The 25,953-nt window shown below is 71.7% G+C and carries 26 protein-coding genes; 12 read left to right on the forward strand and 14 right to left on the reverse strand.

Going from position 1 to position 25,953, the window contains the following annotated elements; translation table 11 throughout:
* Positions 1-13: 13 nt before the first annotated feature.
* On the forward strand, positions 14-1,288 hold the full coding sequence (locus QF034_RS09590) for an MFS transporter (RefSeq protein WP_307174527.1): 1,275 nt from the start codon (positions 14-16) through the stop codon (positions 1,286-1,288).
* 66 nt (positions 1,289-1,354) lie between these two features.
* On the opposite strand, the gene QF034_RS09595 is transcribed toward QF034_RS09590, so the two are convergent.
* From QF034_RS09595 to QF034_RS09625, 7 genes are all read right to left on the reverse strand, one after another.
* Positions 1,355-1,756, reverse strand: a complete 402-nt coding sequence (locus tag QF034_RS09595; protein ID WP_307174528.1) for a calcium:cation antiporter family protein — start codon at positions 1,754-1,756, stop codon at positions 1,355-1,357.
* A gap of 190 nt (positions 1,757-1,946) precedes the next feature.
* Positions 1,947-2,249: a hypothetical protein gene (locus QF034_RS09600; protein WP_307174529.1), complete on the reverse strand. Its 303-nt coding sequence runs from the start codon at positions 2,247-2,249 to the stop codon at positions 1,947-1,949.
* A 129-nt stretch (positions 2,250-2,378) separates the two neighbouring features.
* Positions 2,379-3,380 (reverse strand): TerC/Alx family metal homeostasis membrane protein, encoded by a 1,002-nt coding sequence (locus QF034_RS09605; RefSeq protein WP_307174530.1) that lies wholly within the window; start codon positions 3,378-3,380, stop codon positions 2,379-2,381.
* Positions 3,381-3,614: 234 nt separating this feature from the next.
* Complete coding sequence (locus QF034_RS09610; RefSeq protein ID WP_307174531.1) at positions 3,615-5,630, reverse strand: TerD family protein; 2,016 nt, start codon at positions 5,628-5,630, stop codon at positions 3,615-3,617.
* A gap of 76 nt (positions 5,631-5,706) precedes the next feature.
* The gene (locus QF034_RS09615) at positions 5,707-6,285 is read right to left on the reverse strand and encodes a TerD family protein (RefSeq protein WP_010039633.1); all 579 of its coding nucleotides are present in this window, start codon (positions 6,283-6,285) and stop codon (positions 5,707-5,709) included.
* Between the two features lie 138 nt (positions 6,286-6,423).
* The gene (uvrB, locus tag QF034_RS09620; RefSeq protein WP_307174532.1) at positions 6,424-8,568 is read right to left on the reverse strand and encodes an excinuclease ABC subunit UvrB; all 2,145 of its coding nucleotides are present in this window, start codon (positions 8,566-8,568) and stop codon (positions 6,424-6,426) included.
* A 40-nt stretch (positions 8,569-8,608) separates the two neighbouring features.
* Complete coding sequence (locus tag QF034_RS09625) at positions 8,609-9,475, reverse strand: MHYT domain-containing protein (RefSeq protein WP_307174533.1); 867 nt, start codon at positions 9,473-9,475, stop codon at positions 8,609-8,611.
* Between the two features lie 287 nt (positions 9,476-9,762).
* Here QF034_RS09625 and QF034_RS09630 point away from each other — a divergent pair, with 287 nt between their 5' ends.
* Together QF034_RS09630 and QF034_RS09635 are read left to right on the forward strand one after the other, a co-directional pair.
* Positions 9,763-10,635, forward strand: coding sequence for a glycerophosphodiester phosphodiesterase (locus QF034_RS09630; protein ID WP_307174534.1), 873 nt, complete (start codon positions 9,763-9,765; stop codon positions 10,633-10,635).
* A gap of 73 nt (positions 10,636-10,708) precedes the next feature.
* Entirely contained in the window at positions 10,709-11,263 is a 555-nt protein-coding gene (locus QF034_RS09635) for a methylated-DNA--[protein]-cysteine S-methyltransferase (RefSeq protein WP_307174535.1), read from the forward strand.
* 12 nt (positions 11,264-11,275) lie between these two features.
* On the opposite strand, the gene QF034_RS09640 is transcribed toward QF034_RS09635, so the two are convergent.
* Positions 11,276-11,704 (reverse strand): VOC family protein, encoded by a 429-nt coding sequence (locus tag QF034_RS09640; protein WP_307174536.1) that lies wholly within the window; start codon positions 11,702-11,704, stop codon positions 11,276-11,278.
* A 102-nt stretch (positions 11,705-11,806) separates the two neighbouring features.
* On the opposite strand from QF034_RS09640, the gene QF034_RS09645 reads away from it, so the two are divergent.
* On the forward strand, positions 11,807-12,712 hold the full coding sequence (locus QF034_RS09645; RefSeq protein WP_307179844.1) for a pseudouridine-5'-phosphate glycosidase: 906 nt from the start codon (positions 11,807-11,809) through the stop codon (positions 12,710-12,712).
* Positions 12,709-13,668: a carbohydrate kinase family protein gene (locus QF034_RS09650; protein WP_307174537.1), complete on the forward strand. Its 960-nt coding sequence runs from the start codon at positions 12,709-12,711 to the stop codon at positions 13,666-13,668. Before QF034_RS09645 ends, QF034_RS09650 begins: the two co-directional genes overlap by 4 nt.
* A gap of 25 nt (positions 13,669-13,693) precedes the next feature.
* Here the strand turns inward: QF034_RS09650 and QF034_RS09655 are convergent, their stop codons facing one another.
* Positions 13,694-14,488: a methyltransferase gene (locus QF034_RS09655; RefSeq protein ID WP_307174538.1), complete on the reverse strand. Its 795-nt coding sequence runs from the start codon at positions 14,486-14,488 to the stop codon at positions 13,694-13,696.
* Positions 14,489-14,727: 239 nt separating this feature from the next.
* On the opposite strand from QF034_RS09655, the gene QF034_RS09660 reads away from it, so the two are divergent.
* Positions 14,728-15,855, forward strand: coding sequence for a magnesium and cobalt transport protein CorA (locus tag QF034_RS09660; protein WP_307174539.1), 1,128 nt, complete (start codon positions 14,728-14,730; stop codon positions 15,853-15,855).
* Between the two features lie 42 nt (positions 15,856-15,897).
* Here the strand turns inward: QF034_RS09660 and QF034_RS09665 are convergent, their stop codons facing one another.
* Complete coding sequence (locus tag QF034_RS09665) at positions 15,898-16,326, reverse strand: CBS domain-containing protein (RefSeq protein WP_307174540.1); 429 nt, start codon at positions 16,324-16,326, stop codon at positions 15,898-15,900.
* A 135-nt stretch (positions 16,327-16,461) separates the two neighbouring features.
* Positions 16,462-17,103, reverse strand: a complete 642-nt coding sequence (locus QF034_RS09670) for a nucleoside/nucleotide kinase family protein (protein WP_307174541.1) — start codon at positions 17,101-17,103, stop codon at positions 16,462-16,464.
* Between the two features lie 75 nt (positions 17,104-17,178).
* On the opposite strand from QF034_RS09670, the gene QF034_RS09675 reads away from it, so the two are divergent.
* The 3 genes from QF034_RS09675 to QF034_RS09685 all read left to right on the forward strand — a co-directional run bounded on the left by QF034_RS09675 (position 17,179) and on the right by QF034_RS09685 (position 20,175).
* A complete protein-coding gene (locus tag QF034_RS09675; protein WP_370880937.1) occupies positions 17,179-17,883 on the forward strand; it encodes a DUF2293 domain-containing protein in 705 nt (234 codons plus the stop codon).
* A 183-nt stretch (positions 17,884-18,066) separates the two neighbouring features.
* Positions 18,067-18,546, forward strand: a complete 480-nt coding sequence (locus tag QF034_RS09680; protein WP_307174543.1) for an anthrone oxygenase family protein — start codon at positions 18,067-18,069, stop codon at positions 18,544-18,546.
* 138 nt (positions 18,547-18,684) lie between these two features.
* Complete coding sequence (locus QF034_RS09685) at positions 18,685-20,175, forward strand: glutamate synthase subunit beta (RefSeq protein WP_307174544.1); 1,491 nt, start codon at positions 18,685-18,687, stop codon at positions 20,173-20,175.
* Positions 20,176-20,382: 207 nt separating this feature from the next.
* Here QF034_RS09685 and QF034_RS09690 read toward each other — a convergent pair whose 3' ends face one another.
* The 3 genes from QF034_RS09690 to QF034_RS09700 form a co-directional block, all read right to left on the reverse strand.
* The gene (locus QF034_RS09690; protein ID WP_307174546.1) at positions 20,383-21,195 is read right to left on the reverse strand and encodes an SAM-dependent methyltransferase; all 813 of its coding nucleotides are present in this window, start codon (positions 21,193-21,195) and stop codon (positions 20,383-20,385) included.
* 78 nt (positions 21,196-21,273) lie between these two features.
* Positions 21,274-21,528 carry a DUF397 domain-containing protein gene (locus tag QF034_RS09695; protein ID WP_020277664.1) on the reverse strand — a complete coding sequence of 85 codons (255 nt, stop codon included), beginning with the start codon at positions 21,526-21,528 and terminating at the stop codon, positions 21,274-21,276.
* The gene (locus QF034_RS09700; protein WP_307174547.1) at positions 21,529-22,389 is read right to left on the reverse strand and encodes a Sco1979 family transcriptional regulator; all 861 of its coding nucleotides are present in this window, start codon (positions 22,387-22,389) and stop codon (positions 21,529-21,531) included.
* Between the two features lie 246 nt (positions 22,390-22,635).
* Here QF034_RS09700 and QF034_RS09705 point away from each other — a divergent pair, with 246 nt between their 5' ends.
* The 3 genes from QF034_RS09705 to QF034_RS09715 all read left to right on the forward strand — a co-directional run bounded on the left by QF034_RS09705 (position 22,636) and on the right by QF034_RS09715 (position 25,924).
* Entirely contained in the window at positions 22,636-23,325 is a 690-nt protein-coding gene (locus QF034_RS09705) for an ATP-binding protein (protein WP_307174548.1), read from the forward strand.
* Positions 23,322-23,756 carry a hypothetical protein gene (locus tag QF034_RS09710; protein WP_307174549.1) on the forward strand — a complete coding sequence of 145 codons (435 nt, stop codon included), beginning with the start codon at positions 23,322-23,324 and terminating at the stop codon, positions 23,754-23,756. Before QF034_RS09705 ends, QF034_RS09710 begins: the two co-directional genes overlap by 4 nt.
* A gap of 185 nt (positions 23,757-23,941) precedes the next feature.
* Entirely contained in the window at positions 23,942-25,924 is a 1,983-nt protein-coding gene (locus tag QF034_RS09715) for an ABC transporter ATP-binding protein (RefSeq protein WP_370880778.1), read from the forward strand.
* Positions 25,925-25,953: the final 29 nt, after the last annotated feature.

A 25,953-nucleotide genomic window follows, 5' to 3' on the forward strand; every position in this document is an offset into this window, starting at 1 on the left:
AAGGGCACCTTCCATGCCGCGCCTCGCGGCCGCCTCGCTCGCCGGCACAGCCATCGAGTTCTACGACTTCTTCGTCTACGGCACCGCGGCGGCCCTGGTCCTGGGGCCGCTGTTCTTCCCGACCTTCTCGCCGGTGGCGGGGACGCTGGCCTCCTTCGCCACCTTCGGCGTGGGCTTCATCGCGCGGCCGCTGGGCTCGGTGCTGTTCGGGCACATCGGGGACCGGCACGGGCGGCGTCCGGTTCTCGTCGCCTCCCTGCTGCTGACCGGTGCCTCCACGGTCGCGGTCGGCTGTGTGCCGACGTACGGGACGATCGGCGTGGTCGCTCCACTGCTGCTCCTGGTGCTGCGTTTCCTGCAAGGGCTGGGGCTCGGCGGGGAGTGGGGCGGCGCGGTGCTGCTGACGGTGGAGCACGCGCCCGCCGGGCGGCGCGGGCTGTGGTCGAGCTTCCCGCAGGTCGGGCCCGCGCTGGGGTTCCTGCTCGCCAACGGTGTGGTGCTGGGATTGTCGGCGACGCTGTCCGAGGCGCAGTTCGCCGCATGGGGGTGGCGGGTGCCGTTCTGGGCGGCGGGGGTGCTGGCCGTCGTGGGGCTGTGGCTGCGCTCGTCGCTCGCCGAGAGCCCCAGTTTCCTCGAGATCGACGACCACGCGCGCGTGCCGCTCGTCGAGGTCCTGCGCGACCACTGGCGGCTCCTGCTGCTGACCGGCGGGGCGCTCGCGATCGGCTACGCGATCTTCTACGCCGTGACGACCTGGTCGCTCGCCTACGGGACGGAACGGCTCGGGGTGAGCCGCAGCGTGATGCTGACCTGCATCATGGGCGCGGTGGTCGTGAAGGGCGCGCTCACGCCGCTGGTGGCGCTGCTCGGGGACCGGTACGGCAGGCGTCCCCTGTGCCTGGCCGGATGCGCGGCCGCCGCCCTGTGGATGTTCCCGATGGTCGCGCTCCTCGCCACCGGCGCGCCGCTGCCGATGTTCCTCGGCTTCCTCGGGGCGATGCTCGCGTTCATCACGATGTTCGCCGTGATCGCCGCCTATTTGCCGGAGCTGTACGAGCCGCGGGTGCGCTGCACGGGCGCCGCGGTCGGCTACAACCTCGGCGGGGTCATCGGGGGCGCGCTCACGCCGATCGTGGCGACGGCGCTGGCCGAGCAGGGCGGGCGGGTGCCGTGGGGCGTGGCCGCGTATCTGACGGTGATCGCGCTGTTCAGCCTGGGGTGCTTCGCGCTGTTGCCGGAGACGCGTCCCATGCCGGTGGCGGCGGCTGCGGAGCCGGCTTCGGGGTGACCTTCGTGGCGATGCGCGTAAACGTTTGCGCGATCGTTTACGCGCACGCGCGTCCACGGCGAGCCTCTACGGGTTGACCGCCAGCTCCGGATACGCCGCGAACAGCACCAGATGTAGCACCAGCGGGCCGGACAGCCAGACGGACGCGAGCGCGACCGCCGGGATGGTCAGGCCGATTCTGGCCATGGCCGAGCCCGAAGACGGCCGTGCCGTGCCGCAGGGAGGCGACGAGAGACAGAGGCCGACGATGCCGTTGCAGGTGATCATCACGGCCGCGAAGACCGTGTCGCGGGCCAGGGTCGAGCTCTTGTCCCCGCCGTCGGCCATCAGGGTGACGATCAGGGCGACCTCGATGATCGTGACGGCCACGGCGAGGACGAGCGAGCCGAACGGTTCGCCGACCCGGTGGGCCACCATCTCGGCGTGGTGCACGGCGGCCAGCACGGCTCCCACGAGGACCAGGGTCACCGGCGCGACGACCCCGGTCGGCAGATCGCGCCCCCCAGGTGAGGATCAGCCGCACGGCCGCGAGCCAGGGCGCCAGGGTCGTCCACCGTGCCGTGAGCGGCCTGCGCCGAGCGATCACGCGGTGATCGTCGCAGACGTGAAGAGGCCCCGCACTCCGGTCGCGGCGAGCCCCTTCACGCCTCCCGCGGGGCTACGCGAGTTCGCGCTCCTCCACGAGATCGCAGTTGGTGTACACCCGCTCGCCGATGCAGAGCGCGCCCAGTTGCTCGGCCATCCTGCTGGTCTCGGGGTCCTCGCTGTTGCGCATGGCCTCCTCGTAGGAGCCGAACTCGATCAGCGCCAGATAGCGGCGCGGATTGTCGCGGTCCTTGAGCAGCATCCGCTGTGTGGGGCCGCCCGGCCGGCCGGCGAAGCGCTGTGCCGCCTCGTCGAGCAGCTGCTCCATCTCGCCCAAGCGCTCGGTCTCGAAGTCGATGATCTGTACGAACTTCATGGCACCTCCAGCCGGCCACGGCGCCCCCCGGCCGGGGAACGCGCTCAAGAACAAACAAGCACCGGGACCGGTGGTCGGCAATTCGCCGGCCACCGGTCCCGGTGATGGTTGTTGCTGCGTCCGACCTGGTCAGACGTCGATGCTGTCCTTCGGAGCGCCTCCGCTCCGCCCCTGCGCCGCCTCGGCCGCCGCCTGCTTCTTCGAAGCCCGCAGACTGGTGATCGTGGTGACGATCAGGACGGCGCAGATCACGCCGAGCGAGACCGGAATGCTGATCTCGGGCACGTGCACCCCGGACTCGTGCAGCGCGTGTAGCACCAGCTTCACGCCGATGAAGCCGAGGATGATCGACAGGCCGTAGCTGAGGTGGACCAGCTTCCTCAGCAGACCGCCGATGAGGAAGTACAGCTGGCGCAGACCCATCAAGGCGAATGCGTTGGCCGTGAAGACGATGTACGGGTCCTGCGTCAGGCCGAAGATCGCGGGGATGGAGTCGAGCGCGAACAGCACGTCCGTGGTGCCGATCGCGAGCATCACGACCAGCATCGGGGTCATGACCCGCTTGCCGTTCTCCTGGATCCACAGCTTGGTGCCGTGGTAGCGGTCCGCCACACCGAAGCGGCGCTCGGCGGCCTTGAGGAGCTTGTTCTCCTCCCAGTCCTCGTCCTCCTCGTCCGCCCGGGCCTCCTGGATGAGCTTCCAGGCGGTCCAGATGAGGAAGGCGCCGAAGATGTAGAAGACCCAGGAGAAGCTGGCGAGGATCGCGGCTCCGGCGGCGATGAAGATGGCCCGCAGGACCAGGGCTATGAGGACACCGATCAGCAGGACGCGCTGCTGGTACTGCGAGGGCACCGCGAACTTGGCCATGATCAGGACGAAGACGAAGAGGTTGTCGACGCTCAGCGACTTCTCGGTGATGAAGCCGGCGAAGAACTCGCCGGCGGGCTGGCCTCCGCCGAACACCAGCAGGCCGAGCCCGAAGAGCGCCGCGAGGACGATCCAGACGACCGTCCAGATCCCGGCTTCCTTGATCGATACGTCGTGCGGCTTGCGGCCGATGAAGAAGTCGACCGCGATCAGGGCGGCAAGCCCCACGATGGTCAGGACCCATAGGGTCACGGAAACATCCACTGCGCCTCCGGCAGTCGTAACGGCAAATGTCAGCGTCGTCGCTGCCGGAGGTCTCTTCCACCCAAGGATGGGCCGACGCCCCGGGATCTGGCCTGATCCGTATTGACGGGTACGCCGCAGCAGACAGGGAGTACTCCCCTCCGTGCCGTCAACAGTACCCCAATCACCAAGAACAGGTAAAGCGCTTGGCAAAAGAAAGACCAAAATCCCTGGTCAGGGTGGCGTCAGAGGGCTTTACACATACTTGGTACGGGCGGCCGCGACCTGGGTGAGCACCCGCTGGAGGACCTGGCTGCCCGGCGGCACGAGCGAGGGCTCGTACGTCCAGGCATGACCGACCCACGGGTCGGCGAGGTGATCGTCGGGCACGGGGGTCAGTCGCAGCAGCGAACGCCACAGCGGGTCGAGCAAAGGCCCGTACCCGGACGACTCCTCGCGGTCGGCCACCATCATCAGATGGACGCCGAAGGCGGGGCCCTCGTCGGCGAGGTAGCGCAGCTGGTTCACGGCCCGGTCGTCGAAGCCGTGCGGGAAGTCGTTGACGATCAGCAGCTGCTGGGAGGTGTCGAAGCCCGGCGGGAGGGAGTCCGCGGCCCCTCCCCGCACCGCCATCTGCACCAGGTCGACCCGCTGGGTCAGCCGGCCCAGCACGTCCGCCACCCCTGCGGCGCCGAGCGCGGGCGGGGCCGCGAGCACACCGGCCTGTACGAGGGGTACGAGCGGCTGCGCACCCGAGCCGGCCGGGTCGATGACGTGGACGGTGAACTCCCCCGCCGGGTAGACGGCGAGCAGCCGGGCCGCGTGCGCGACCGCCGTCTCCAGGGCGAGACGCCCCAGGGCGTGCGAGTCCGCGAACGAGACGTCGGACGAGCCGGTTCGGCCGCTGTCGATCCACAGGCCGCGCTCCAGCGGCAGCCGGACCAGCATCGGGATGCGGATCCGGTCGGCCTCGGGGAGATGGAGGTCGCCCAGGCGCAGGGCCATGGGGATCTCCATCGGTACCCGGTAGGCGTGCCAGACGGGGCTGTCCCAGCGGGCGTACGCCGGCGGGAGGGCGGGTTCGACGACCTCGGCCTCGGCCGCGAGCTGGGTGAGGTCGCGGTCGAGGGCCTCGCCGGCCTGGGCGACGAGCTGGTCGTGCCGGGCGCGGGCCGCCTCGCGGGCGGCGTCGCCCTGTCCGCCGATCCGGCTGCGCGGGTCGGAGAGGACCTGCTCCAGCTCCTTGTCCATGCGGGACTCGGCGAAGTCGACGGCGCTGCGGTAGGCGGCGGTGCTGCGGGCCAGGTCCTCGAACATGCCCCACACCTGGTTGTAGAGCCGCTCGTCCATGGACCAGCCGGTCGCGTCGCCCGCGACGGGCTGGGCGGGCTGCCCGGGTGCGGCCGGGGGTGCGGTGGGCGGCGGCGGGGGCGGAGCGGCGTTCTGGCGGCGCGGGTGGCTGTAGTCGATGGGGCCGCCCGCGGTGGGCGTGGAGGGCTGGGTGACGGCGTTGGGGTCCGGGGCCGTACCGGGATACGACGGCGTCTGCGGCGCGGGCTGCCCCGGCCCGCCGGGCGTCTGCCCCCCGTACGGCGACGTCGGTGCCTGGCTCGGCTGAGGCGCGGCGAAGCTCTGGTCCGGGCCGAGGGCCGGGGCCGCCGTCTGCCGGGAGCGGTCGCCCTCCGCCGTGCGCGGCGGAGGGGCCTGCACCGAGCGGGCCAGCCCCTGGGCCACCGCGTCGTGGATGCTGCCGGCGAGCCGGCGGGCCTCGGGCAGGCCCTGGTCGGTGAGGAGTTCGGCGAGGCCGCCCGCGTAGCCCTGGCCGACGGCGCGCACCTTCCAGGCTCCCTGCCGGCGGTAGAGCTCCAGGGCGACGACCGCCGACTCGGCCTCCAGACCGGTGATGGTGTAGCTGGCGATCTCGGCGCCGTCGAGGCCGGTGACGGCGACGAACGGGGCGGCCACGGCGCCGAAACGGGCCGGGCCCGCCCCGGCGGCGGGCAGGGCGAGCAGCACACCGACACGGTGGACGGCCTCCGGCACGGCGTCCAGGTCCACGGCGAGGCGATGGTCGGCGGCGGCCTGCCGGGATACCTCGAGACCCGGCTGGGTGGGCGCGCCCGGGTGGGCGACCCATTCCGCCCCGTGGATCCGGCCGTTCTCGTCGCTGAGCGCGGCGGCGGCCACGATCGGCGTGCCGGCCGAGACCCGGATCTCGAGGCGGGCCTGGGAGAGCGGGTGGTTCTGCCCCCGCACCAGCTCGGCCGTCATCGCCTTCTCCCCCTGTGTCGTTGTGTGGTGTCGTGTGCCGCTCGCCTGCCCGCCCCGGCCTGTTGACCCGCGGGCGTCAGAGGACGGGCAGGATCGCCGGCATCAGGTCCTGGAAGGTGCGGCCGTTGGCCGGGTTGCCGAGGGCCGTCATCGTCCAGCCCGGGCCCGAGCGGTGCACCTTGGCCATGATCTGGGCCGTGTACTGGCCGCCGCCGGCCAGGGTGTAGCGGGCGAGCTCCTGGCCGTTCGTCTCGTCGACCAGGCGGCAGAACGCGTTCTGCACCTCCTGGAACGTCTGGCCCGTGAAGGAGTTCACGGTGAAGACGATCTGGTCGATGTGGACCGGGACGCGCGAGAGGTCGACGAGGATCGCCTCGTCGTCGCCGCCCTGTCCGACTCCGCCGACGAGGTTGTCACCGGTGTGGCGCACCGAGCCGTCGTCGCTCACCAGGTGCCGGAAGAAGACGACGTCGACCGGCTGCTTGTCGGCGAACAGGACGGCCGAGGCGTCGAGGTCGATCTCTCGCGTACGCGAGCCGAACAGGCCGCGCCGGGGAGCCGCCTGCCAGCCGAGACCCATGCGCACCGCGGTCAGGCTGCCGCCGTCGTTCTTCTGCAGACTGATGGCCTGACCCTTGGTCATGTTGACGGTCACGCGCTGATCCCCTCTCGGACGTCCCCTGTTGCCGCGCAGTCGCGGTTGATCAGAACACTACGCAGGGGCACTGACAGTGACGCACCCCGGTCCGCACTTTGTGTCGGTCTTGCAACACTGCGCGTACGGGGCCCGCTGTCAGGCCAGGCCCGCCTCCTTCATCTGGCGCAGTTCCTTCTTCATCTCGGAGACCTCGTCGCGCAGCCGGGCCGCGATCTCGAACTGGAGGTCCGCGGCGGCGGCCCGCATCCGTGCGGTCAGCTCCTCGATCTGCTCGCTGAGTTCGGCCGCGGGGCGATCGGTCGGCACGGTCTCCTTGGCCTTGCCCTTGCCCCTGGCCGGCTTGGCGCCCTCGGCGCCCCTGCTCAGGGAAGGCACCGGCGCCTTGGTGCCCCCGCCGTCCTTCTTCGCCTTGCGGTAGCCCGAGCCGAGCAGCTGCTCGGTGTCGATGTCCTCGCGGGCGATCTGGGCGACGATGTCGTTGATCTTCTTGCGGAGGGGCTGGGGGTCGATGCCCCGCTCCTTGTTGTACGCGACCTGCTTCTCCCGGCGCCGGTTGGTCTCGTCGATGGCCTTCGCCATCGCCGGGGTGATCTTGTCGGCGTACATGTGGACCTGACCGGAGACGTTGCGCGCGGCGCGGCCGATGGTCTGGATCAGGGAGGTGCCGGAGCGCAGGAAGCCCTCCTTGTCGGCGTCCAGGATCGCCACCAGGGACACCTCGGGCAGGTCGAGGCCCTCCCGCAGGAGGTTGATGCCGACCAGCACGTCGTACTCACCGGCGCGCAGCTCACGCAGGAGTTCGACACGGCGCAGGGTGTCGACGTCGCTGTGCAGATAGCGCACCTGGATGCCCAGCTCCAGGAAGTAGTCCGTGAGGTCCTCGGCCATCTTCTTGGTGAGCGTGGTGACCAGGACGCGCTCGTCCTTCTCGGTGCGCTGCCGGATCTCGTGCACCAGGTCGTCGATCTGCCCCTCGGTGGGCTTGACGACGACTTCCGGGTCGACGAGGCCGGTGGGCCGGATGATCTGCTCGACGACTCCGTCCGAGCGGGAGAGCTCGTAGGCGCCCGGGGTCGCCGACAGGTAGACCGTCTGGCCGATGCGCTCCTGGAACTCCTCCCATTTCAGCGGGCGGTTGTCCAGGGCGGAGGGCAGCCGGAAGCCGTGGTCGACGAGGGTGCGCTTGCGGGAGGCGTCGCCCTCGTACATGGCGCCGATCTGCGGGACCGTGACGTGCGACTCGTCGATGACGAGAAGGAAGTCGTCCGGGAAGTAGTCCAGCAGGGTGTTGGGCGGGGAACCGGGCAGGCGGCCGTCGAAGTGCATCGAGTAGTTCTCCACGCCGGAGCAGGAGCCGATCTGGCGGAGCATCTCGATGTCGTACGTCGTGCGCATCCTCAGGCGCTGGGCCTCCAGGAGCTTGCCCTGCTTCTCCAGCTCGGCGAGGCGCTCGCCCAGCTCCTTCTCGATGTCGTTGATGGCCCGCTCCAGGCGCTCGGGCCCTGCGACGTAGTGGGAGGCCGGGAAGACGTACAGCTGCTGGTCGTCGCTGATGATCTCGCCGGTGACCGGGTGCAGCGTGGACAGCGCCTCGATCTCGTCGCCGAACATCTCGATGCGGACGGCCAGCTCCTCGTAGACCGGGAAGATCTCGATGGTGTCGCCGCGGACGCGGAAGGTGCCGCGGGTGAAGGCCATGTCGTTGCGCGTGTACTGGATGTCCACGAAGCGGCGCAGCAGCTCGTCGCGGTCGTGCTCCTCGCCGACGCGGAGGGGAACCATGCGGTCCACGTACTCCTGCGGCGTACCGAGGCCGTAGATGCAGGAGACGGAGGCGACCACGACGACGTCGCGGCGGGTGAGCAGCGAGTTGGTCGCGGAGTGGCGCAGGCGCTCGACCTCCTCGTTGATCGAGGAGTCCTTCTCGATGTAGGTGTCCGACTGCGGGACGTAGGCCTCGGGCTGGTAGTAGTCGTAGTACGAGACGAAGTACTCGACGGCGTTGTGCGGGAGCAGCTCGCGGAACTCGTTCGCCAGCTGGGCCGCCAGCGTCTTGTTCGGCGCCATCACGAGCGTGGGGCGCTGGAGCTTCTCGATCATCCACGCGGTGGTGGCGGACTTGCCGGTGCCGGTCGCGCCCAGGAGGACGACGTCCTTCTCGCCCGCCTGGATGCGCTGGGCGAGCTCGGCGATGGCCGTCGGCTGGTCGCCGCTCGGCTGGTAGGGGCTGACGACCTCGAAGGGCGCCACCGTGCGTTCGATGTGGGAAACGGGCCGCATGGGATCCACCGTACGACCCCGCACTGACAATGGGCTCCGGTCAGCGGTTCTGCGGGGTTCGGGAGCCTCGGTGCTCCAGGGTGCGGCGGGGGCGCAGCCGCAGGCGCTGCGGGTTGTGGGGGGTGTGGATGTGGGCGGGGATGCCGGGCCTGTGCTCGACGGGGCCGACCGCGGGCTTCCCCATGACCATCAGCGGGTCGAACATCACCACGACGCCGGCGAGGAGGAGGAAGGCGAGCGGGCCGATCAGCATGGGAGCGAGCAGGGCCGCCGGCGACTCACCCGCGGTGGGTTCGCCCGTGCCGTGCAGGTGGACGCTGAGGCCGGCCATGCCGGTGTAGTGCATGCCGCTGACGGCGAGTCCCATGACGAGGCTGGCGCCCACGCTCCACATCAGGCCCCTGACCTGGCCGGCCGCCCACAGGGCCGCGGTGGCGGCGGCCATGGCGATCGCGACGGAGATGCCGACGGTGAGGGTGTCGTACTCCAGCTTCCCGTCCAGGTGCATGCCGGCCATGCCGAGGTAGTGCATCGACGCGATGCCCAGGCCGGTGATGGTGCCGCCGGTGAAAAGGGCCGTTCCGCTGGCCCCCTTGTAGCCGACGATGAAGATCCCGATGCCGACCATCACGATCGCGACGGCCAGGCTCGCGAAGGTCATCGGCTTGTCGTAGTGGATCGTGGCCCCCCGGACCGTGAATCCCATCATCGCGATGAAGTGCATGGTCCATATGCCGGAGCCGATGGCGGCCGAGCCGAGGGCGAGCCAGCCGGGGCGCCAGGACTGGGCGACGAGCATGGATCTGGTGGTGCAGCGCAGGCCCAGGGCGCCTCCGAGGCAGGCCATGAGGTAGGCCACCAGGGGTGTGACCAGGCCGTAGCTGAATCCGTCGACCGTGCCCTGCATGCGCGGCTGCCCTTCCCGCCCTTTGCGTCCCGGAATTCCCGATCTGCGCCCCCTCCCAGGACCGCGGCAGCGGTCAGGGTTGACGCAGAGAGTATGACCCCCACCGGAATGGTCGAACGACTTTCCGGCAAAGAAACACGTCCTTGCCCCAGTTGTGCGCTACCGGTGTGCGGAGTTGGGTCCTCCTCGTTCAACCTGTGGCCATCCTGTACCCCTCTTCCGTTGACTCTCTGCTGTCACAGTTGAGCTGTCTGTGATGCCGTGATCGCTCGACGCGAGGAGTACGTATGCACGCGCGCGCTGTTGCCGCCTCGACCACCGCGCTCCTGGGGACCGCCGCCCTGCTGTTCCCCGTCTCCCCCGCGCACGCCGCCGGCCGCGGCGGCGGGCCGCTGGTCATCGCGCACCGGGGGGCCTCCGCGTACGCGCCCGAGAACACGCTGGCCGCGGTGGACAAGGCAGCCGAGCTGGGCACGGCCTGGGTGGAGAACGACGTGCAGCGGACCAGGGACGGTGAGCTCGTCGTCCTCCACGACGACAACCTGCGGCGTACCACCGACGTCGAGGAGGTCTACCCCGGCCGGGCTCCCTGGAAGGTGAAGGACTTCACCGCCGCCGAGATCACCCGTCTCGACGCGGGCAGCTGGTTCGGCCCCGCGTTCGCGGACGCGCGAGTGCCGACGCTGGAGCAGTTCGTGCACCGCGTCGAGCGGCATCACCAGAAGCTGCTTCTGGAGATCAAGAACCCGGAGCTGTATCCGGGCATCGAGCGGCAGACGCTCAAGGTCCTCGGCAACGAGGGCTGGCTGGACCGGTCGCACGTGACGGGACGGCTGATCGTGCAGAGCTTCAGCGCGGACAGCGTGCGGACGGTGCACGAGCTGAAGCCCGCCGTGAAGACCGGTCTGCTGGGCACGCCGCCCGTGTCGGCCCTGCCGCTCTACGCCGGCTTCGCCGACCAGATCAACCCGTCGTACGGCTCGCTCTCCACGGCGTACGTCTCCTCCGTCCAGGCGTTCACCGGACCGCACGGCAGGCCCTTGCAGGTCCTCACCTGGACGGTCGACGACGCGGCGAGGGCCCGGCGGGTGGCCGGGTACGGGGTCGACGGGATCATCACGAACAAGCCGGATGTGGTGCGGGAGGCCGTGGGCGGGTGAGGCAGGCCGGCCGCCGGTGGGCGGTGCGTCCGGCCGGGGCGGCGTTGTCAGTGGTGGGTCGTACGGTGGGCGCATGGACAGCCACGGGCGGGTTGAGCAGCGGGTCGTGTGGGCCGTCGTCGACAGCGGCATCGGCCCGCTGCTGCTGGCGGCGACCCGCGAGGGCCTGGTGAACGTCGTGTTCCATGCCACGGACGGGGTGCGGGACCGGGCGGTCGAGCGGCTGGCGTCGTGGCTCGGCACCGAGCCCGCCGAGGCGCCCGGCTCCCCGCTGCTGGCCGAGGCGATACGTCAGGTCGAGGCGTATTTCGCGGGTGAGCGCCGCGCCTTCGACCTGCCGCTGGACTGGTCACTGATCTCCGGCTTCAATCGCGAGGTCCTGCGCGAGCTGGCATCCGGAGTGCCGTACGGCACGGTCGTCGGGTACGGCGATCTGGCCGGGCGGGTGGGCCAGCCGGGCGCCGCCCAGGCCGTGGGCGCGGCGATGGGCGCCAATCCGCTGCCGGTGGTGGTGCCCTGTCACCGGGTCGTCGAGAGCGGCGGCGGCATCGGGGGCTTCGGGGGCGGCCTGGAGACCAAGCGGCGGCTGCTGGCCCTCGAAGGGGTGCTGCCCGAGCCGCTGTTCTGAGGCCGGGCCCGGTCAGTCGTAGTGCCGTGCCTCGAAGATGTTGCCGTCCGGGGCGCGGAAGTAGAAGCTGCGCGTGGCCTTGCCCCGGGCCCCGAAGGAGTCGTACGAGAGGTCCGACACCGGTACGGAGCGTTCCGCCAGGCGGCTGAGAAGGGCGTCGAAGTCTCCCCGGGGCAGTGACAGGCAGACGTGGTTGACGGGGTGCCCCGCACTGTCGGCGGCGCCGGGCAGCATCGTCATGCGTTCCGCGAAGGTCAGCGGCATGAGGTCGAGGATGGTCTCGTCGTTGACGCGTACGGAGGGGAACGGCGCCTCACCGGCGGCGAACTCGGTGAGCCGGAGCGTCTCCAGGCCGACGGCCTTCTCGTAGAAGTCCGCGGCGGCGAGCGGGTCGCGCACCCAGAGGACGACGTGGTCGAGTCGCGGTGTGTTGTCCGTCATGCGTCCCAGGCTCGTGACGTCGCCGACAGCCCGCAAGGGTTTGGCCCGGCGCGCCGCCCGCCAGAGATGAGGGAAGACCGACCGACAGGAGGCAGGCGCGTGGTGCTGGTGGTGTCAGAAGAGGTGCGGGAGGCGCTCGACGCGCGTCGGCCCGTGGTGGCCCTGGAGTCCACGATCATCGCCCACGGGCTGCCGCGGCCGCGCAACCTCCAGGTGGCGCTGGAGCTGGAGACGGTGGTGCGGCAGGAGGGCGCGGTGCCCGCGACGATCGCCGTGCTGGACGGGCGGCCCCATGTGGGGCTGGACAAGGAGCAGCTGGAGCGGGTCGCGAACGAGGACGGCATCCGCAAGCTGGGCCACCGCGACCTGCCGCTCGCGGTGTCCTCGGGGGTGAGCGGGGCGACCACGGTGTCGGCGACGGCGCTGCTGGCGGCGCTGGCGGGCGTGCGCGTGTTCGCGACGGGTGGGCTCGGCGGGGTGCACCGGGAGTGGACGGTGACGCAGGACGAGTCGGCCGACCTGGGGCTGCTGGCGCGCACGCGGATCACCGTGGTGTGTGCCGGGGTGAAGTCGATCCTGGATGTGCCGGCGACCTTGCAGCGGCTGGAGACGCTGGGTGTGGCGGTGGCCGGTTACGGGACCGACCGGTTCCCCGGCTTCTATCTGTCCGACTCGGGACATCCGGTGGACTGGACGCTGCGGACGCCTGACGAGGTGGCGGGCGTCATGCGCGCCCAGGACGCGCTCGCCGGGCCGGAGTCGGCGCTGATCGTCGCCAACCCCGTCCCCGAGGAGGAGCAGCTCGATCCGGAGCTGCACGCGCGCGTGCTCACGGACGCGCTGCACGCGTGCGAGGAGGAGGGAATCACCGGCCAGGCGGTCACGCCGTTCCTGCTCGACTACCTCGTACGGCACACCGACGGTGCCTCCCTGAGCTCCAACCTGGCGGCGGTGCGCGGCAACGTACGCCTGGCGGCGCGGATCGCGGCGGCCTGGGCGCGGGGATGACCGGGGCCGGCCGCGGTGCGGCAGGTGGAGCCGACTCGGCGGGGACCTCCCCGGCGGGCGGGGCGCTGCTGGTCGTCGGGGACGTCATCACGGACGTCGTCGCGCGGCATGCGGGGCCGCTCGCCGCCGGTACGGACACGGCTGCCTCGATCCGGACGGTGCCGGGCGGGGCGGGCGCCAACGTGGCGTGCTGGGCGGCGCACCGGGGCGCGGCGGAGGTGCGGCTGCTCGGTCGTGTGGGGGCGGAGGCGGCTGCCTGGCACGAGCGTGAGCTGGTGGCCCACGGCGTGCGCCCGCGGCTCGTCGTCGACCCCGGGGCGCCGACCGGCACGGTGATCTGCCTGGTGGACGGGGGCGCTTCGGCGGAGCGGACGTTCCTCACCGACAGCGGCGCGTCCTTGCGGCTGGAACCCGCCGACTGGTCGGACGCGCTGCTCGACGGCGTGGCCCGGCTGCACCTGTCGGGCTACCTGCTGTTCTCCGAGCCGAGTCGCGCCCTGGTGACGGTGGCTCTGCAGGCCGCTCGCGCGCGTGGCGTGCCGGTGAGTCTGGACCCCGCGTCGGCCGGTTTCCTCGGGGAGCTGGGCGCCGGGCGGTTCCTCGCGCTCGTCGAGGGCGTGGATGTGCTGCTGCCCAGCCGGGACGAGGCGTGTCTGCTGACGGGGCTGACCGACGCGGCCGACGCGGCGGCCGAGTTGAGCCTGCGTGTTCCGCTGGTGGTGGCCAAGCAGGGGCACGAGGGGGCGCTCGTCGCCCGCTCGGGGAAGGTGTGCGCCCGCGTCCCCGCCGTGCCGGCGACGCCACGGGACACCACGGGCGCCGGTGACGCCTTCACCGGCGCGTTCCTCGCCGCCCTGCTCGCGGGTGCCGGGCCGGAGGAGGCGGCGGAAGAGGGCTGCCGGGCGGGCGCGAGGGCGGTGGAACGGGTGGGCGGCAGACCGCCCCTGCCCGGCTGACGCCCGGTGCCCGCACCACCTCTGACTACTGCTTGCGCCCCCAGGCCGAGATCATCGGAGCCGTCGTGAGATCGAGGGCGCCGGACGTGACGTTCGCGAGATGCCGGTCGATGTCCTGGTCCGTGGCGAGGCCCGCGGTGACGAGCTGGTCGCGGATCTGGCGGATCGTCACCGACTCCAGGGCGGCGCAGGCCGGCGAGGCGACGGGGAAGTAGGCGTCGGCGTGCACCCGGGTCACGCCTGCCTCCCGGAGCAGCCGAGGGAGGACGCGGCCGCAGGGCAGTTCGGTCCCGCGGTCGGCGAGCAGTCTGCGGAAGCCGTGCCGCAGCCGGTTCGCGAGCTGCTGCTCGGGGCCGTACTCGTCGGGGCAGAGCAGCGGCTGGAGGGCGGGGTCGGCGTCCTCGACGAGGATGCGCCCGCCGGGGCGCAGCGCCTCGACCATGGACCGCATGGCCCGTGCCCGGTCGGCCACGTGCAGGAGGGCGAGACGGGCGTGCACCAGGTCGAAGCCCTCCCCCGGCGGCTCCTCGGTGCCGAGGTCGTGCACGCGCACTTGGACGGGTGGCCGGGCAGCGGGGGCGAGGCGTGAGGTGTCGGTGTCGGTCGCGACGACGCGTCCGGTCGGGCCGACCTTCTTCGCCAGCCAGGACACCACGGAGGTGCCGCCGGCTCCGATCTCCCAGCACCGCCAGCCGGATCCGACTCCGAGCGCTTCGAGATGCCGGAACGTCGTGGGGTCGAAGAGAGCGGCGAAGGCGTTGAAGTGCTCTGCCGCCTCGGTCTGCCGGTGGTCGAGGAGGTACCCGTCGGTTCGCGTCATGCCGCGATCATCCCATTTATGCGACTTGTCCGTGATGGTCGACGCTCCGGTGCGGAGAACCGCACGGCGTCCGATACGCGTCGAAGTCTCGGGGACGAGGCACCCGGAGTCGTTCATCCACAGCCGGGAACAAAGCGGAACGAGCCGTTTCCACAGGCTTACCCGCAGCTCACGTCGGCCTGGCAGACTGCCGCCAAGGCGCGGGAACGGCGCGAGGAGCTCCACGCAAGGAGATGCAGATGTCCATGGCAGGGAATCTGCGGAAGGTCACGAGCCTCGGCGGGGTCGGCGGCCTCCGCAAGGTGGCTCGGCTGGCCCGGCGGCGCCCGCGCGTCGACCTGAGCCACCCGGCCCGCTCCCCGCTGGGCTCCTCGGTGGTGAACTGCGTGACGTACCGGGACGGTGCCCGCACCGACGCCCGCGGCGATCTGGTGGACGCCGTGGAGTGGGTGCGCAAGAAGGGCGAGGGCTTCGTCTGGCTCGGCCTGCACGAGCCGACCGACCAGGAGTTCGCGGGCATCGCCGAGCTCTTCGACCTGCACCCCCTGGCCGTGGAGGACGCCGTCGAAGCCCACCAGCGCCCCAAGCTGGAGCGCTACGGCGAGACGCTCTTCGCGGTGTTCAAAACGGTCTGCTACGTCGAGCACGAGGAACTCACGGCCACCAGCGAGGTGGTGAACACCGGCGAGATCATGGTCTTCGTCGGCAAGGACTTCGTGATCACGGTGCGGCACGGCCGGCACGGCTCGCTGGGCCCGCTGCGCGAGGAGCTGGAGTCCGACCCCGGCCAGCTGGCCAAAGGCCCGTCCGCGGTACTGCACGCGATCGCGGACCACGTGGTGGACGACTACCTGACCGTCACGGACTCGGTGCAGGAGGACATCGACCAGGTCGAGACGGACGTGTTCGCGGAGACCGGCGCGCGGGCCGACCCGGGGCGCATCTACCAGCTCAAGCGTGAACTGCTGGAGCTGAAGCGGGCGGTGGTGCCGCTCAGCCGGCCACTGGAGGATCTCGCCACCCGGCCGATCCGGGCGGTCGACCCGGAGATACAGGCGTACTTCCGCGACGTCTCGGACCACCTGCTGCGGGCGAAGGAGCAGATCGCCTCCTTCGACGAGCTGCTCAACTCCATCCTCCAGGCGCACCTCGCGCAGGTCACGGTCGCGCAGAACGAGGACATGCGGAAGATCACGGCGTGGGCGGCGATCGTCGCCGTGCCGACGATGGTCTGCGGGGTGTACGGCATGAACTTCGACCACATGCCGGAGCTGCACTGGCGCTACGGCTACGGCATGGTCATCGGCGTCATATCGGTCGCGTGCCTGGCGCTGTACCGGGGGTTCCGGCGCAGCGGCTGGCTCTGACGAGGGCCGTGACCTGCGGGGTCGTGGTGGGGTGAGGAGCGGTCAGCGCGGGGTGGTCCTGGCGTAGACACTCTCGGCCCAGGAGGCGATCTGGTCGCCCGCCAGGTGCCGGGCCAGGTCGGCCTCGCTGATCATGCCGACCAGGCGCTTGCCCTGGATGACGGGCAGCCGGCGGATCTGGTGCTCCCGCATCTCGTGGAGCACCTCGCCGACGTCGGCGTCCGCGTCGATCCAGCGAGGCGTGCCCTTGGCCATCTCCCCCGCGGTGACCTCGGCGGGGTCATGGCCCATGGCGACGCAGCCGACGACGATGTCGCGGTCGGTGAGGATGCCGCAGAGCCGTTCGTTCTCGTCGCTGATGGGCAGGGCGCCGACGTTCAGTTCGCGCATGAGCTGGGCCGCGCGGTCGAGGGTTTCGTGAGCGGGGATCCACTGGACGCCGCGGTGCATGATGTCTCCGGCGGTGGTCATGGAGTACCTCCCGGTGCCGGACGGCCGGCGCGGCGCGGGAGGCACCGCGAGTCCCGGCGTCCTTCATTCTCGCCGCGTCACCTGGCGCCCGCACACGGAAACAGCGCCCCCTCCCCGAGCAGACAGGACAGCGGCTCAGCCGCCCCACGCCGGATGGCGCGGATCGTCGGCCCGCACCAGGACATCGGCCGTGCCCGCCGGGTCGGTCTCCTGCTCGTAGCGCTCGAAGGCCGGCAGGGTCCAGTGCTCGGCCTCGGGCGTGCGGCGGCGCAGGGCGCCCGGGGAGAGCAGGACGTGGACGCTCAGATCGAAGGGGAACCAGTGCCGAAGGAGGAAGGGACCGTGCAGCAACAGCACGCCGCCGGGCGGGAGTCGGACGTAGGGGCTGCGGGTGGCCCGGTCGGCGTCCGGGTCCCACAGATCCGGCAGGACGCGGCCGTCGCCACCGGCTTCGAGGGGTCCGAACACCTCGCGCCACAGGGCGCTGGTGTCGTACCAGCCGCTGTAGTAGGACTCCACGTCCCGGTGGCCGTACTCCAGTCGCACGGAGGCGGGGCGCAGAAAGCCCTCCGTGCCCACGACGAGCGAGGAGCGGCCGCGTATGCGCAGCGCCTCGGAGACCCGCCGGGCGAGCTCTCCCGGGCGGGCGGCCGGGGCCCCGTCGAAGGCGATGCGCGGCCAGGGACTGCCGTCGGCGGGCTTCAGGTCGAGCAGACGCTCGGCGAGCGTGTCGCCGAGCCGGTCCCAGGTGATCGCTTCGAGTCGCACACGGCCCATGATGCGTCAGACCGCGGCAGGACGTGCCGGGCCCCCGTCTGCGGGAAGGAACCCCCTATGGTCCCCGACCGCCGTATGGCACCGCGCGCGACGCTCCCGCCCCACACCCCCACCGGACTTCTCGTCTTCCAGCCCCTCAAGGGGCGGCACTGCGCCGAGTGCCGGCGAGGGCCGCTGCCGCTGCTCGTCCTGGAGGACGCCGCCCCGCGCTGCCTCGACTGTGCCGACCTCGGGCACCTGGTGTTCCTGCCGCGCGGCGACACGGCGCTGACGCGCAGATCGCGGGAGGAGAGCGCGCTGTCGGCGGTGGTCGTGCGGTTCAACCGGCGCAAGAGCCGTTATGAGCGTCAGGGCGTCCTGGTCGAGGAGGCGGCGCTCGCGAAGGCCGAGCAGCGGTGTCTGGCGGACGCCGAGGCGCGACGGCGACGCCGGGTCCGGGACGCGCGGCGGCGAGCGGCCCAGGACGCCCGGTTCGCTGAGGCGTTCGCGGCGGAGATACGACGGCTGTTTCCCGGCTGTCCGGCCGATCGTGCGCGGGCCATCGCCGCGCACGCCTCGGAGCGGGGCAGCGGGCGGGTGGGCCGCAGTGCGGCCGGGCGGGCGCTGACGGAGGGGGCGGTGACCTCGGCGGTCGTGGCGTCCGTACGGCATCTGGACACGCCGTACGACCGGCTGCTGATGAGCGGGGTGCCGCGGCACGAGGCGCGGCGGCGGATCGCGGCGGCGGTGGAGACGGTGCTGAGGGGGTGGACCGAGGCGCGGCTCGGTTCCGCCGGGTGAGCCGGGTCGGTCGGTCTTGCGGTGACGCTCGCCGAACCCGGATCCGGTCCGCCGGTGGGCCGTGGACGGACGCGTATGGCCCCGCGCCGCCAGGCCATGGTCACTGGTCCGATACGAGATTTCACTTGTGGTGAGGAAGGGCGCCGGGGCAGGATCCCGGGGCGACGGGCGGGAGAAACTGACATGATCGACGGACCGTACTTCGTGCTGACGGTGCTGGGTGTGCTCGGGACCGGCCTGGTGGCCGGGGTGTTCTGCGGCTTCTCGACCTTCGTCATGCGGGGCCTCGCCACGCTGCCGCCCGCGCAGGGGGTCGCCGCGATGAACGCGATCAACGTGGCCGCGGTGACACCGCCCTTCATGGCCGTGTTCCTCGGGTCGGCCGTGCTGTGCGCGGTGATCGCCGTGGTGACGTTCGTGCTGTGGCCGCAGGAGGGGACGGTGGAGCTGCTGGTGGGCAGCGCGCTGTACCTGTTCGGCTCCTTCGGGGTCACCATGGTCGCGAACGTGCCGCGCAACGACGCGCTGCTGAAGCTGGAGCCGGACATCTCGGAGGCGGCCGCGTACTGGCCGGCGTATGTGCGCGAGTGGACGATGTGGAACCACGTCCGCACGGCAGCCTCGGCCGGGGCGGCGGTGGCGTACGTGCTGGCACTCACCTGAGCGGGCCGGCTGACGCTGTGCGGCCCTTGCGAGCGTGACCGCCCCCCCTGCGGGTGGGCCGCCACGGACGTATCGTTGCCGGAAGGAGCGCCGCCCGACGACGCACGGCCCGTCAACGCGCACGCAAGGAAGACGGCCATGGCCGACCCCAAGGGTTTCATGACCACCCCCCGCCAGGACTGGCCGCGCAGGCCCGTCGAGGAGCGGGTCCGGGACTGGGACGAGGTGTACGTCCCCGGGGCGCTGCTGCCGATCATCAGCAAGCAGGCCGACCGCTGCATGGACTGCGGCATCCCCTTCTGCCACGAGGCCTGCCCGCTGGGCAACCTGATCCCCGAGTGGAACGACCTGGTGTCGAGGGAGGACTGGCGGGCGGCCGCCGACCGGCTGCACGCCACGAACAACTTCCCGGAGTTCACCGGCCGGTTGTGCCCGGCGCCGTGCGAGGCGGGGTGTGTGCTGGCGATCAACCAGCCGGCCGTCACCATCAAGAACGTCGAGTGCGCGATCGCCGACCGGGCGTGGGAGGAGGGCTTCACGCCGGCTATGCCGCCGGAGCGGCTGTCCGGCAAGACGGTCGCGGTGATCGGTTCCGGGCCCACCGGGCTGGCGGCGGCCCAGCAGCTGACCCGGGCGGGGCACACGGTCGCCGTGTACGAGCGGGACGACCGGCTCGGCGGGCTGATGCGGTACGGAATCCCCGCGTTCAAGATGGAGAAGCACCATCTGGAGCGGCGGCTGGAGCAGATGCGGGCCGAGGGGACCAAGTTCCGTACGTCGACGGCGGTCGGACGGGACATCGGGGCCGACGACCTGCGGACTCGCTACGACGCCGTGGTGCTCGCCACGGGGGCGACCGCGTGGCGCGAACTCGACGTGCCGGGGCGGGAACTGACGGGCATTCACCAGGCGATGGAGTACCTCCCGCTGGCCAACCGGGTGCGCGAGGGCGATCTGGAGACGTCCCCGCTGTCGGCCGCCGGGAAGCACGTCATCATCGTCGGCGGCGGCGACACCGGGGCCGACTGTCTGGGCACGGCCGTCCGGGAGGGCGCCGCGTCCGTGACACAGCTGGACATCTACGCACTGCCGGACACCGAGCGCGACGAGGACAGCGAGCCCTGGCCGACCTATCCGGTCCGGCTTTACCGGCTCTCCGCCGCGCACGAGGAGGCCCGTGACCTGCGGACGGCCCCGGTGGCCGACGCGGACGCGCGGCTGTTCGCGGCGTCCACGCTGCGCTTCGACGGTGACGCGGACGGCCGTGTGCGGTCGCTGCACCTGGTCGAGGTGGACGCGCGGCGCCGCCCGGTGGAGGGCACCGGACGGACGCTCCCCGCCGACCTCGTGCTGCTCGCCCTCGGCTTCTCGGGGCCCGACCGGAGGGACGGGCTCGTCGACCAGCTTGGGCTGGAGATGGAGCCCCGCGGCACGATCGCGCGTGACGCCGGTTTCGCCACGAACGTGCCCGGTGTGTTCGCCGCCGGAGACGCCGCCCGCGGCCAGTCGCTCATCGTCTGGGCGATCGCCGAGGGGCGGGCCGTGGCGGCGGCGGTCGACCGTCATCTGACGGGCAGTTCGAGACTCCCGTCGCCGATCGGACCGTACGACCGGCCCATGGTCGTCTAGGGGGGGCGATCACCGTTCGTCCGGTCCCCGCCGCCTTCCGGGTCGCCGTTACCGCGGCCGCCGGGACCGGCTCGTCGCGGCGCTCGCCGAGCATGCGTACGGGCCGGCCCCAAAGGCGCTGTGCCGCGCACTGCCGCCACCGTGACCGGTCCATGAGAAATGATCAGGAGCACCCATCACGAGCACCCATCATGAGCGCTCGGAAAGCTATGGCTTGCGCCCCACCGCCCCGTATCCCGGGATCACCCCGTCGTCCTGCCCCGGTACGGGCTCGCCCAGTTCGGGGTGCCAGTGGTGGGGCACCTCGACCCCGGGCTCGACGAGGTCGAGGCCGTCGAAGAAGCGGGTGAACTCCTCGCGGGAGCGCAGGGCGAGGGTGACACCGGCGGCGCGGAGCTTCTCGGTGGCCGCCTTCGACTCCTCCGGCGTGAAGTCGGCCGTGGCGTGCGTGATGACCAGGTAGCTGCCGGAGGGCAGTTCGGCGAGCAGCCGGCGGACCAGGTCGTGCGCGCCGTCGTCGTCGGAGACGAAGTGCAGCAGCGCGATGAGCGACAGCGCGACGGGCCGGGTGAAGTCCAGGACCTTCCGCGCGCCCTCCAGGATGGCGTCCGGGTCGCGCACATCGGCCTGGAGGTACTCGGTCGCCCCCTCGTCCGTGCCGCGCAGCAGGGCCGCCGCGTGGGCCAGCACGATGGAGTCGTTGTCGCAGTAGACGACCCTGGCGTCGGGGGCGGTCTCCTGGGCGATCTGGTGGAGGTTGGGCTCGGTCGGGATGCCGGTGCCGATGTCCAGGAACTGCCGTACGCCGTTCGCGGCCAGCCAGCGGGTGGCCCGGTGCATGAACGCGCGGTTGACCCGCGCCATGACCGGCACCCTCGGGTCGAGGGTGAGCATCTGCCGGCCCATCTCCTCATCCACCGGGTAGTTGTCCTTGCCGCCGAGGTACCAGTCGTACATCCGCGCGGGGTGGGGTCTGGTCGTGTCGATCTGGACGGCCGGTATGGGGTCCTGCCCGGTCATGAGGCACTCCGTAAGGCACAAAGGGTGGTCAATTCGGCACCAATGTCAGTAAGTCGAGCGTCAGAAAAGGCAATCGCGTCAGGACAGCAGGAAGTCCGCCTCCCCCGCCTTCGCCCCTTCGATGAAGGCCGTCATCTCGTCGGTGGTGTAGATCAGCGCCGGACCGTCCGGGTCGGTGGACTGCCGGACGGCGATCCGGCCGTCGGCGAGCTTCATCGCCTCCAGGCAGTTCCCGCCGTTCCCGCCGCTCCACGGCTTGTGCCAGCCTTCACTGCCCAAGTCGCGCGCGGGCATGCCGTTGTAGACGTGTTTGCGCGGCTTGATGCGATCCATTCACAGCTCCTTGCGGAGATCCCTGAGGATCTCCTTCGTGCGATGTGCCGTAGCGGCCTGCGCCGCCATGCGGTCCATGACCTCGAGGTGGGTCGCCACCTCGGCGCGCGCGTCGAGGTAGACCGCGCCGGTCAGGTACTCGCTGTAGACCATGTCCGGCAGTTCGGGCATGGCAAATCGGAACAGCACGAACGGCCCGTACGTGCCCGGGTGCGGCCCGGTCGCGAACTGGGCGACCTGCAACGTCACATGGGGCAGCTCCGTGGCCTCGAGCAGCCGGTCGATCTGGCCGCGCATCACCTCCGGGCCGCCGACCGGGCGCCGCAGCACGGTCTCGTCCATCACGACCCACAGCCGGGGCGCGTCCTCGCGGGTGAGCAGTTCCTGGCGCTGCATCCGCAGGGCGACATGCCGCTCGATGTCGTCGGGCCGGGTCTGGCCGATGGCGCCCGAGCGGAGCACACCGCGCGCGTAGTCCTCGGTCTGCAACAGCCCGGGGACGAAATGGGGTTCGTAACTGCGGATGACGCCGGCCGCGCCCTCCAGGCTCACGTACATCGAGAACCAGCCGGGCAGGATGTCATGGAAACGCTGCCACCAACCGGGCTTGTTCGCTTCCTCGGCCAGCAGGACGAAGGCGTCGGCCTCCTCCTCGGAGATTCCGTAGGCCTTCAGGAGCAGTTGCAGATAGGGGATTTTGAGCGCGACCTCGGCCATCTCCATACGGCGGACCGTGGCGGGGGCGACGCGGAGGATGCGGGCGGCTTCCTCGCGCTTCATCCCGGCGCGTTCCCGCAGGTCCAGCAGGCGCCGGCCGAGGACGACCTGGCCCACCGTCGGCGCGGACCGCGGTTCGCTCACGCTCCACCTCCACCAAGAGTTCTGACCAGCCGGCCACAGAAGGACGCTGACAGCCCGGCGGCGCCATTCGAAGGCCCCTTCGAAGAGTTGACTATCCGAACAGGCGTTCCGAACAGAACTTCGACGATCTCAACTGGCGCCGCGCGGGGTGCTGTTGCGAGCAGTGTGCCACGGCCTTCCAGACCGTCACACAGCACTCTGCAATTTTCAGAGTGACACTTGCCAAGTGTTCACGGCGGGGCGATAGTGGCAAGCGTGATTCCGTCCGCGCCCTTAGGAACAGACGCCGCCGCAGGCCCTTACGGCCTGGGTGCCAGCCCGGGAGCAAGCCCCGTCGGGGACGCTGCCGAGCGCCGGTTCCGTTTCGAGCTGGCCGCACATCCGGGTTCCCCCGCACAGGCCAGACGCCTGACGCGGGCCCGGCTGACCGGCTGGTCGGTGTGCGAGGACACGTGCGACAGCGCGGCCCTGGTGGTCTCCGAGCTGGTCACCAACGCCCTCGTGCACACGGCGAGCACCCACATCGTGTGCGAGCTGCACGACGGCGCCGACCTGGTACGGATAGCCGTGCGTGACGAGGGCTGCGCCCCGGGCCGGCCCCCCGCGGCCGGCCGCACCCGGCCCGAGGAGGAGCACGGGAGGGGACTGCTTCTCGTCGACGCCCTCTGCGACGCCTGGGGTGCCCATGAGCACGGCCCCGGGCTGCTGGTCTGGGCCGAGCTGCCGCGCACGGCCGACACCCCGCGCGACCCGGCGGAGCCCCGGAACGACCTGGGCTGGGGCGCCCGCCCGAAGCCGGGGCCGTCCGACGACTCGGACGACGGGAACGAAGCACACCGGGCGCGCCGTACGAAGGGCGCTCGGGAAGTCCCCGCTGAGGAAGTCCCGAAGCAAGTCCCCGCGCAGAAGCGACGCCGAGAGCGGGGACCGGCATGAGCCCCGGGCGCGGTGGCCGCGTCCTGAACCTCGACACTCTGGCCCGGCTCCGGTGCGAGCTGCGGACGACGAGCCCGGCTCTGCGGCTGCCCGTGCCCGACGGCATGACCGCCCCGCTCGGCTGCGACGCGGTCGCGGTACCCGCCCGTCTCGGCCCGCTGGTCATGCCCCGGCTGCCCCGGGTGGGCTGCGTCTACGCCGACGAGACGCACTGGTGGTGGCTGGTGCCGTCCGACTCCGACCACGCCCTGGACTGGCCGGTCCCGGCGCACTACACCACCGGCGCGGTCGTCCCGGACGTCCCTGAGCTGCCCGAACTGATCCACCGCCCGGACGGCACACTGCCGTACACCCCGCCGATACCGCTGTATCTCGCCCTGTGCCGGGTGACGGGGACCGCGCCGGCCTGGTCGCGGCCGGTCAGCGCGTAGGGCTCCTCGAACAGGGCTCGGCCGGACCGTAGTACTCGTCGAGCGCCGCCTCACGCCTCCCCCGCTCGATTTGTGCGCCCGTGCGCCTCCGGCGCCCCGGGCTGCGCCCTGCCCGGGCGGGCTCCGACCCCGCCATAGTGACCGTTCGTCCACGAGCGGGGCATGAGCGGGGAGGTCGGTCGACGGTGGCGAAGAAGCGGACCGCGCCGGAGGTGTCCGAGTCGGAGCGGCTGCTCTTCGGCGGGCCGCTGCGCTACGACATGGGCTGGAACCAGCACGCGGACGCGTTCCTGGAGCTGAACTTCCGCGCCATGATCACCCGGCTGCCGTCCCTGCTGGCGTCCAGCCTGCGGCTCGCCCGGCAGGCCGACCGGGGCGCCGCGCGGATCGTGCTGGCCGCCGAGGCGGGCCGGGGCGTGGCGCAGGCGGTGGCGCTGCTCGCGGTCAACAGCGTGCTGGCCCGGCTGATGGGCGGCGGTGTGATCGAGGACCGGCTGCGCGGGGCCGTCCCCGCGCTGGTCACCGTGGCCGTCGTGATGCTGCTCGCCGCGCTGCTGCGGGCCGCGAGCACCTATGCCACCGGACGGCTGGAGCCCAAGGTGGAGCGGGTGGCCACCGAGCAGTACCTGGAGCGGGCCGCGGCCGTCGAACTGGCCGCGATCGAGGACCACGCCTTCCACAAGCTGCTGGACACCGCGCAGTACGGCGCCGCCTCCGCGCGCCGGATGATCTCCTACGGAACGCGCGTGATCAACGCGATGATCTCGCTGGTCGCGGCGGCAGGCGTGCTCACCGTGCTGCATCCGGCGCTGCTGCCGCTGCTGGTCACGATGACCCTGCCGAGCGCCTGGAGCGCGCTGACCGTGGCCCGGCGGCGCTACGAGTCCTTCCACGCCTGGGTGCAGCACGCCCGGGCGGGCCGGCTGCTCGGCAATCTCCTGATCGAGCCCGAGGCGGCCCCCGAGATCCGGGTGCACGGGGTGGGCGCGTTCCTGCTGCGGCACTTCCGCGCGATGTCGGAGACGGCGGAGGCCGAGCAGGCCCGGCTGGCCCGGCTCGCCGCCCGGACCGGCCTGATCGCGGCGGCGTGGACGGGCCTGGCGACGGTGGCGACGTACGCGACGCTCGGCGGGCTGCTGCTGGCGGGCGCGATGGCCCTGTCGGTGGCGGGTACGGCCGTGATCGCGATCCGGACCGGCTCGCAGAGCCTCGACACGCTCGTGGTGGAGGTCAACGCGCTGCACGAGGAGGCCCTCTTCGTCGGCGATCTGCATCGGCTGTACACCGAGGCGGACCAGTGGGCGATCCCGGCGGGCGGCGCGCCGCTGCCGGAGGATCCACGCGAGATCCGCTTCCAGAACGTCACGTTCCGTTACCCGGGCGACTCCGCCCGCCCCGCCCTCGACGACGTGTCGCTCACCCTCCCGCTGGGCCGGATCGTGGCGCTGGTCGGGGAGAACGGCTCCGGCAAGACGACCCTGGTCAAGCTGCTCGCCGGGCTCTACACCCCGCAGAAGGGGCGGATCCTGTGGGACGGCGTGGACGCGGCGACCGCCGACCGGCACCGGCTGGCCGAGCGGATCGCGATGGTGGCGCAGGACTTCAAGCGGTGGCCGTTCACGGCCCGGGTGAACGTCGCCCTGGGGCGCACGTCGGCGCCGGTGTGCGAGCAGCGACTGGCCGCGTCGATCTCCGAGGCCGGGGCCGAGACGGTGATCGCGGACCTGCCGCGCGGGCTGGACACCCTGCTCGCCCGTAATTTCAGCGGCGGGCACGAGCTGTCGGGCGGCCAGTGGCAGCGGCTGGGCATCGCCCGGGCGGCCTACCGCAGGGGCCGCATCCTGATCGTGGACGAGCCGACGGCGGCCCTGGACGCCCGGGCCGAGCTGGAGGTCTTCGAGCGGATCCGCGCCCTGGCCGACAGCGGCCAGACGGTCGTCCTGATCACGCACCGGCTGGCGTCCGTACGCCACGCGGACCTGGTGCACGTCCTGGACCAGGGCCGGCTCGTGGAGTCCGGGACTCCGGACGAGCTGCTGGCGACCGGCGGTCTCTACGCCGAGCTGTACGCGCTCCAGGCGGACCAGTTCGCCACGCCACCCAGGACGACCCCGCAACCCACGACGGTCCAGCCGGTCCCGAAGGTGCCGGCGCCGAAGGCGGGCTGAGCCGACGCCGCCGGCCCCCGGGACGCGCG

The organism is Streptomyces africanus (assembly GCF_030816955.1).
Lineage (GTDB): Bacteria > Actinomycetota > Actinomycetes > Streptomycetales > Streptomycetaceae > Streptomyces > Streptomyces africanus.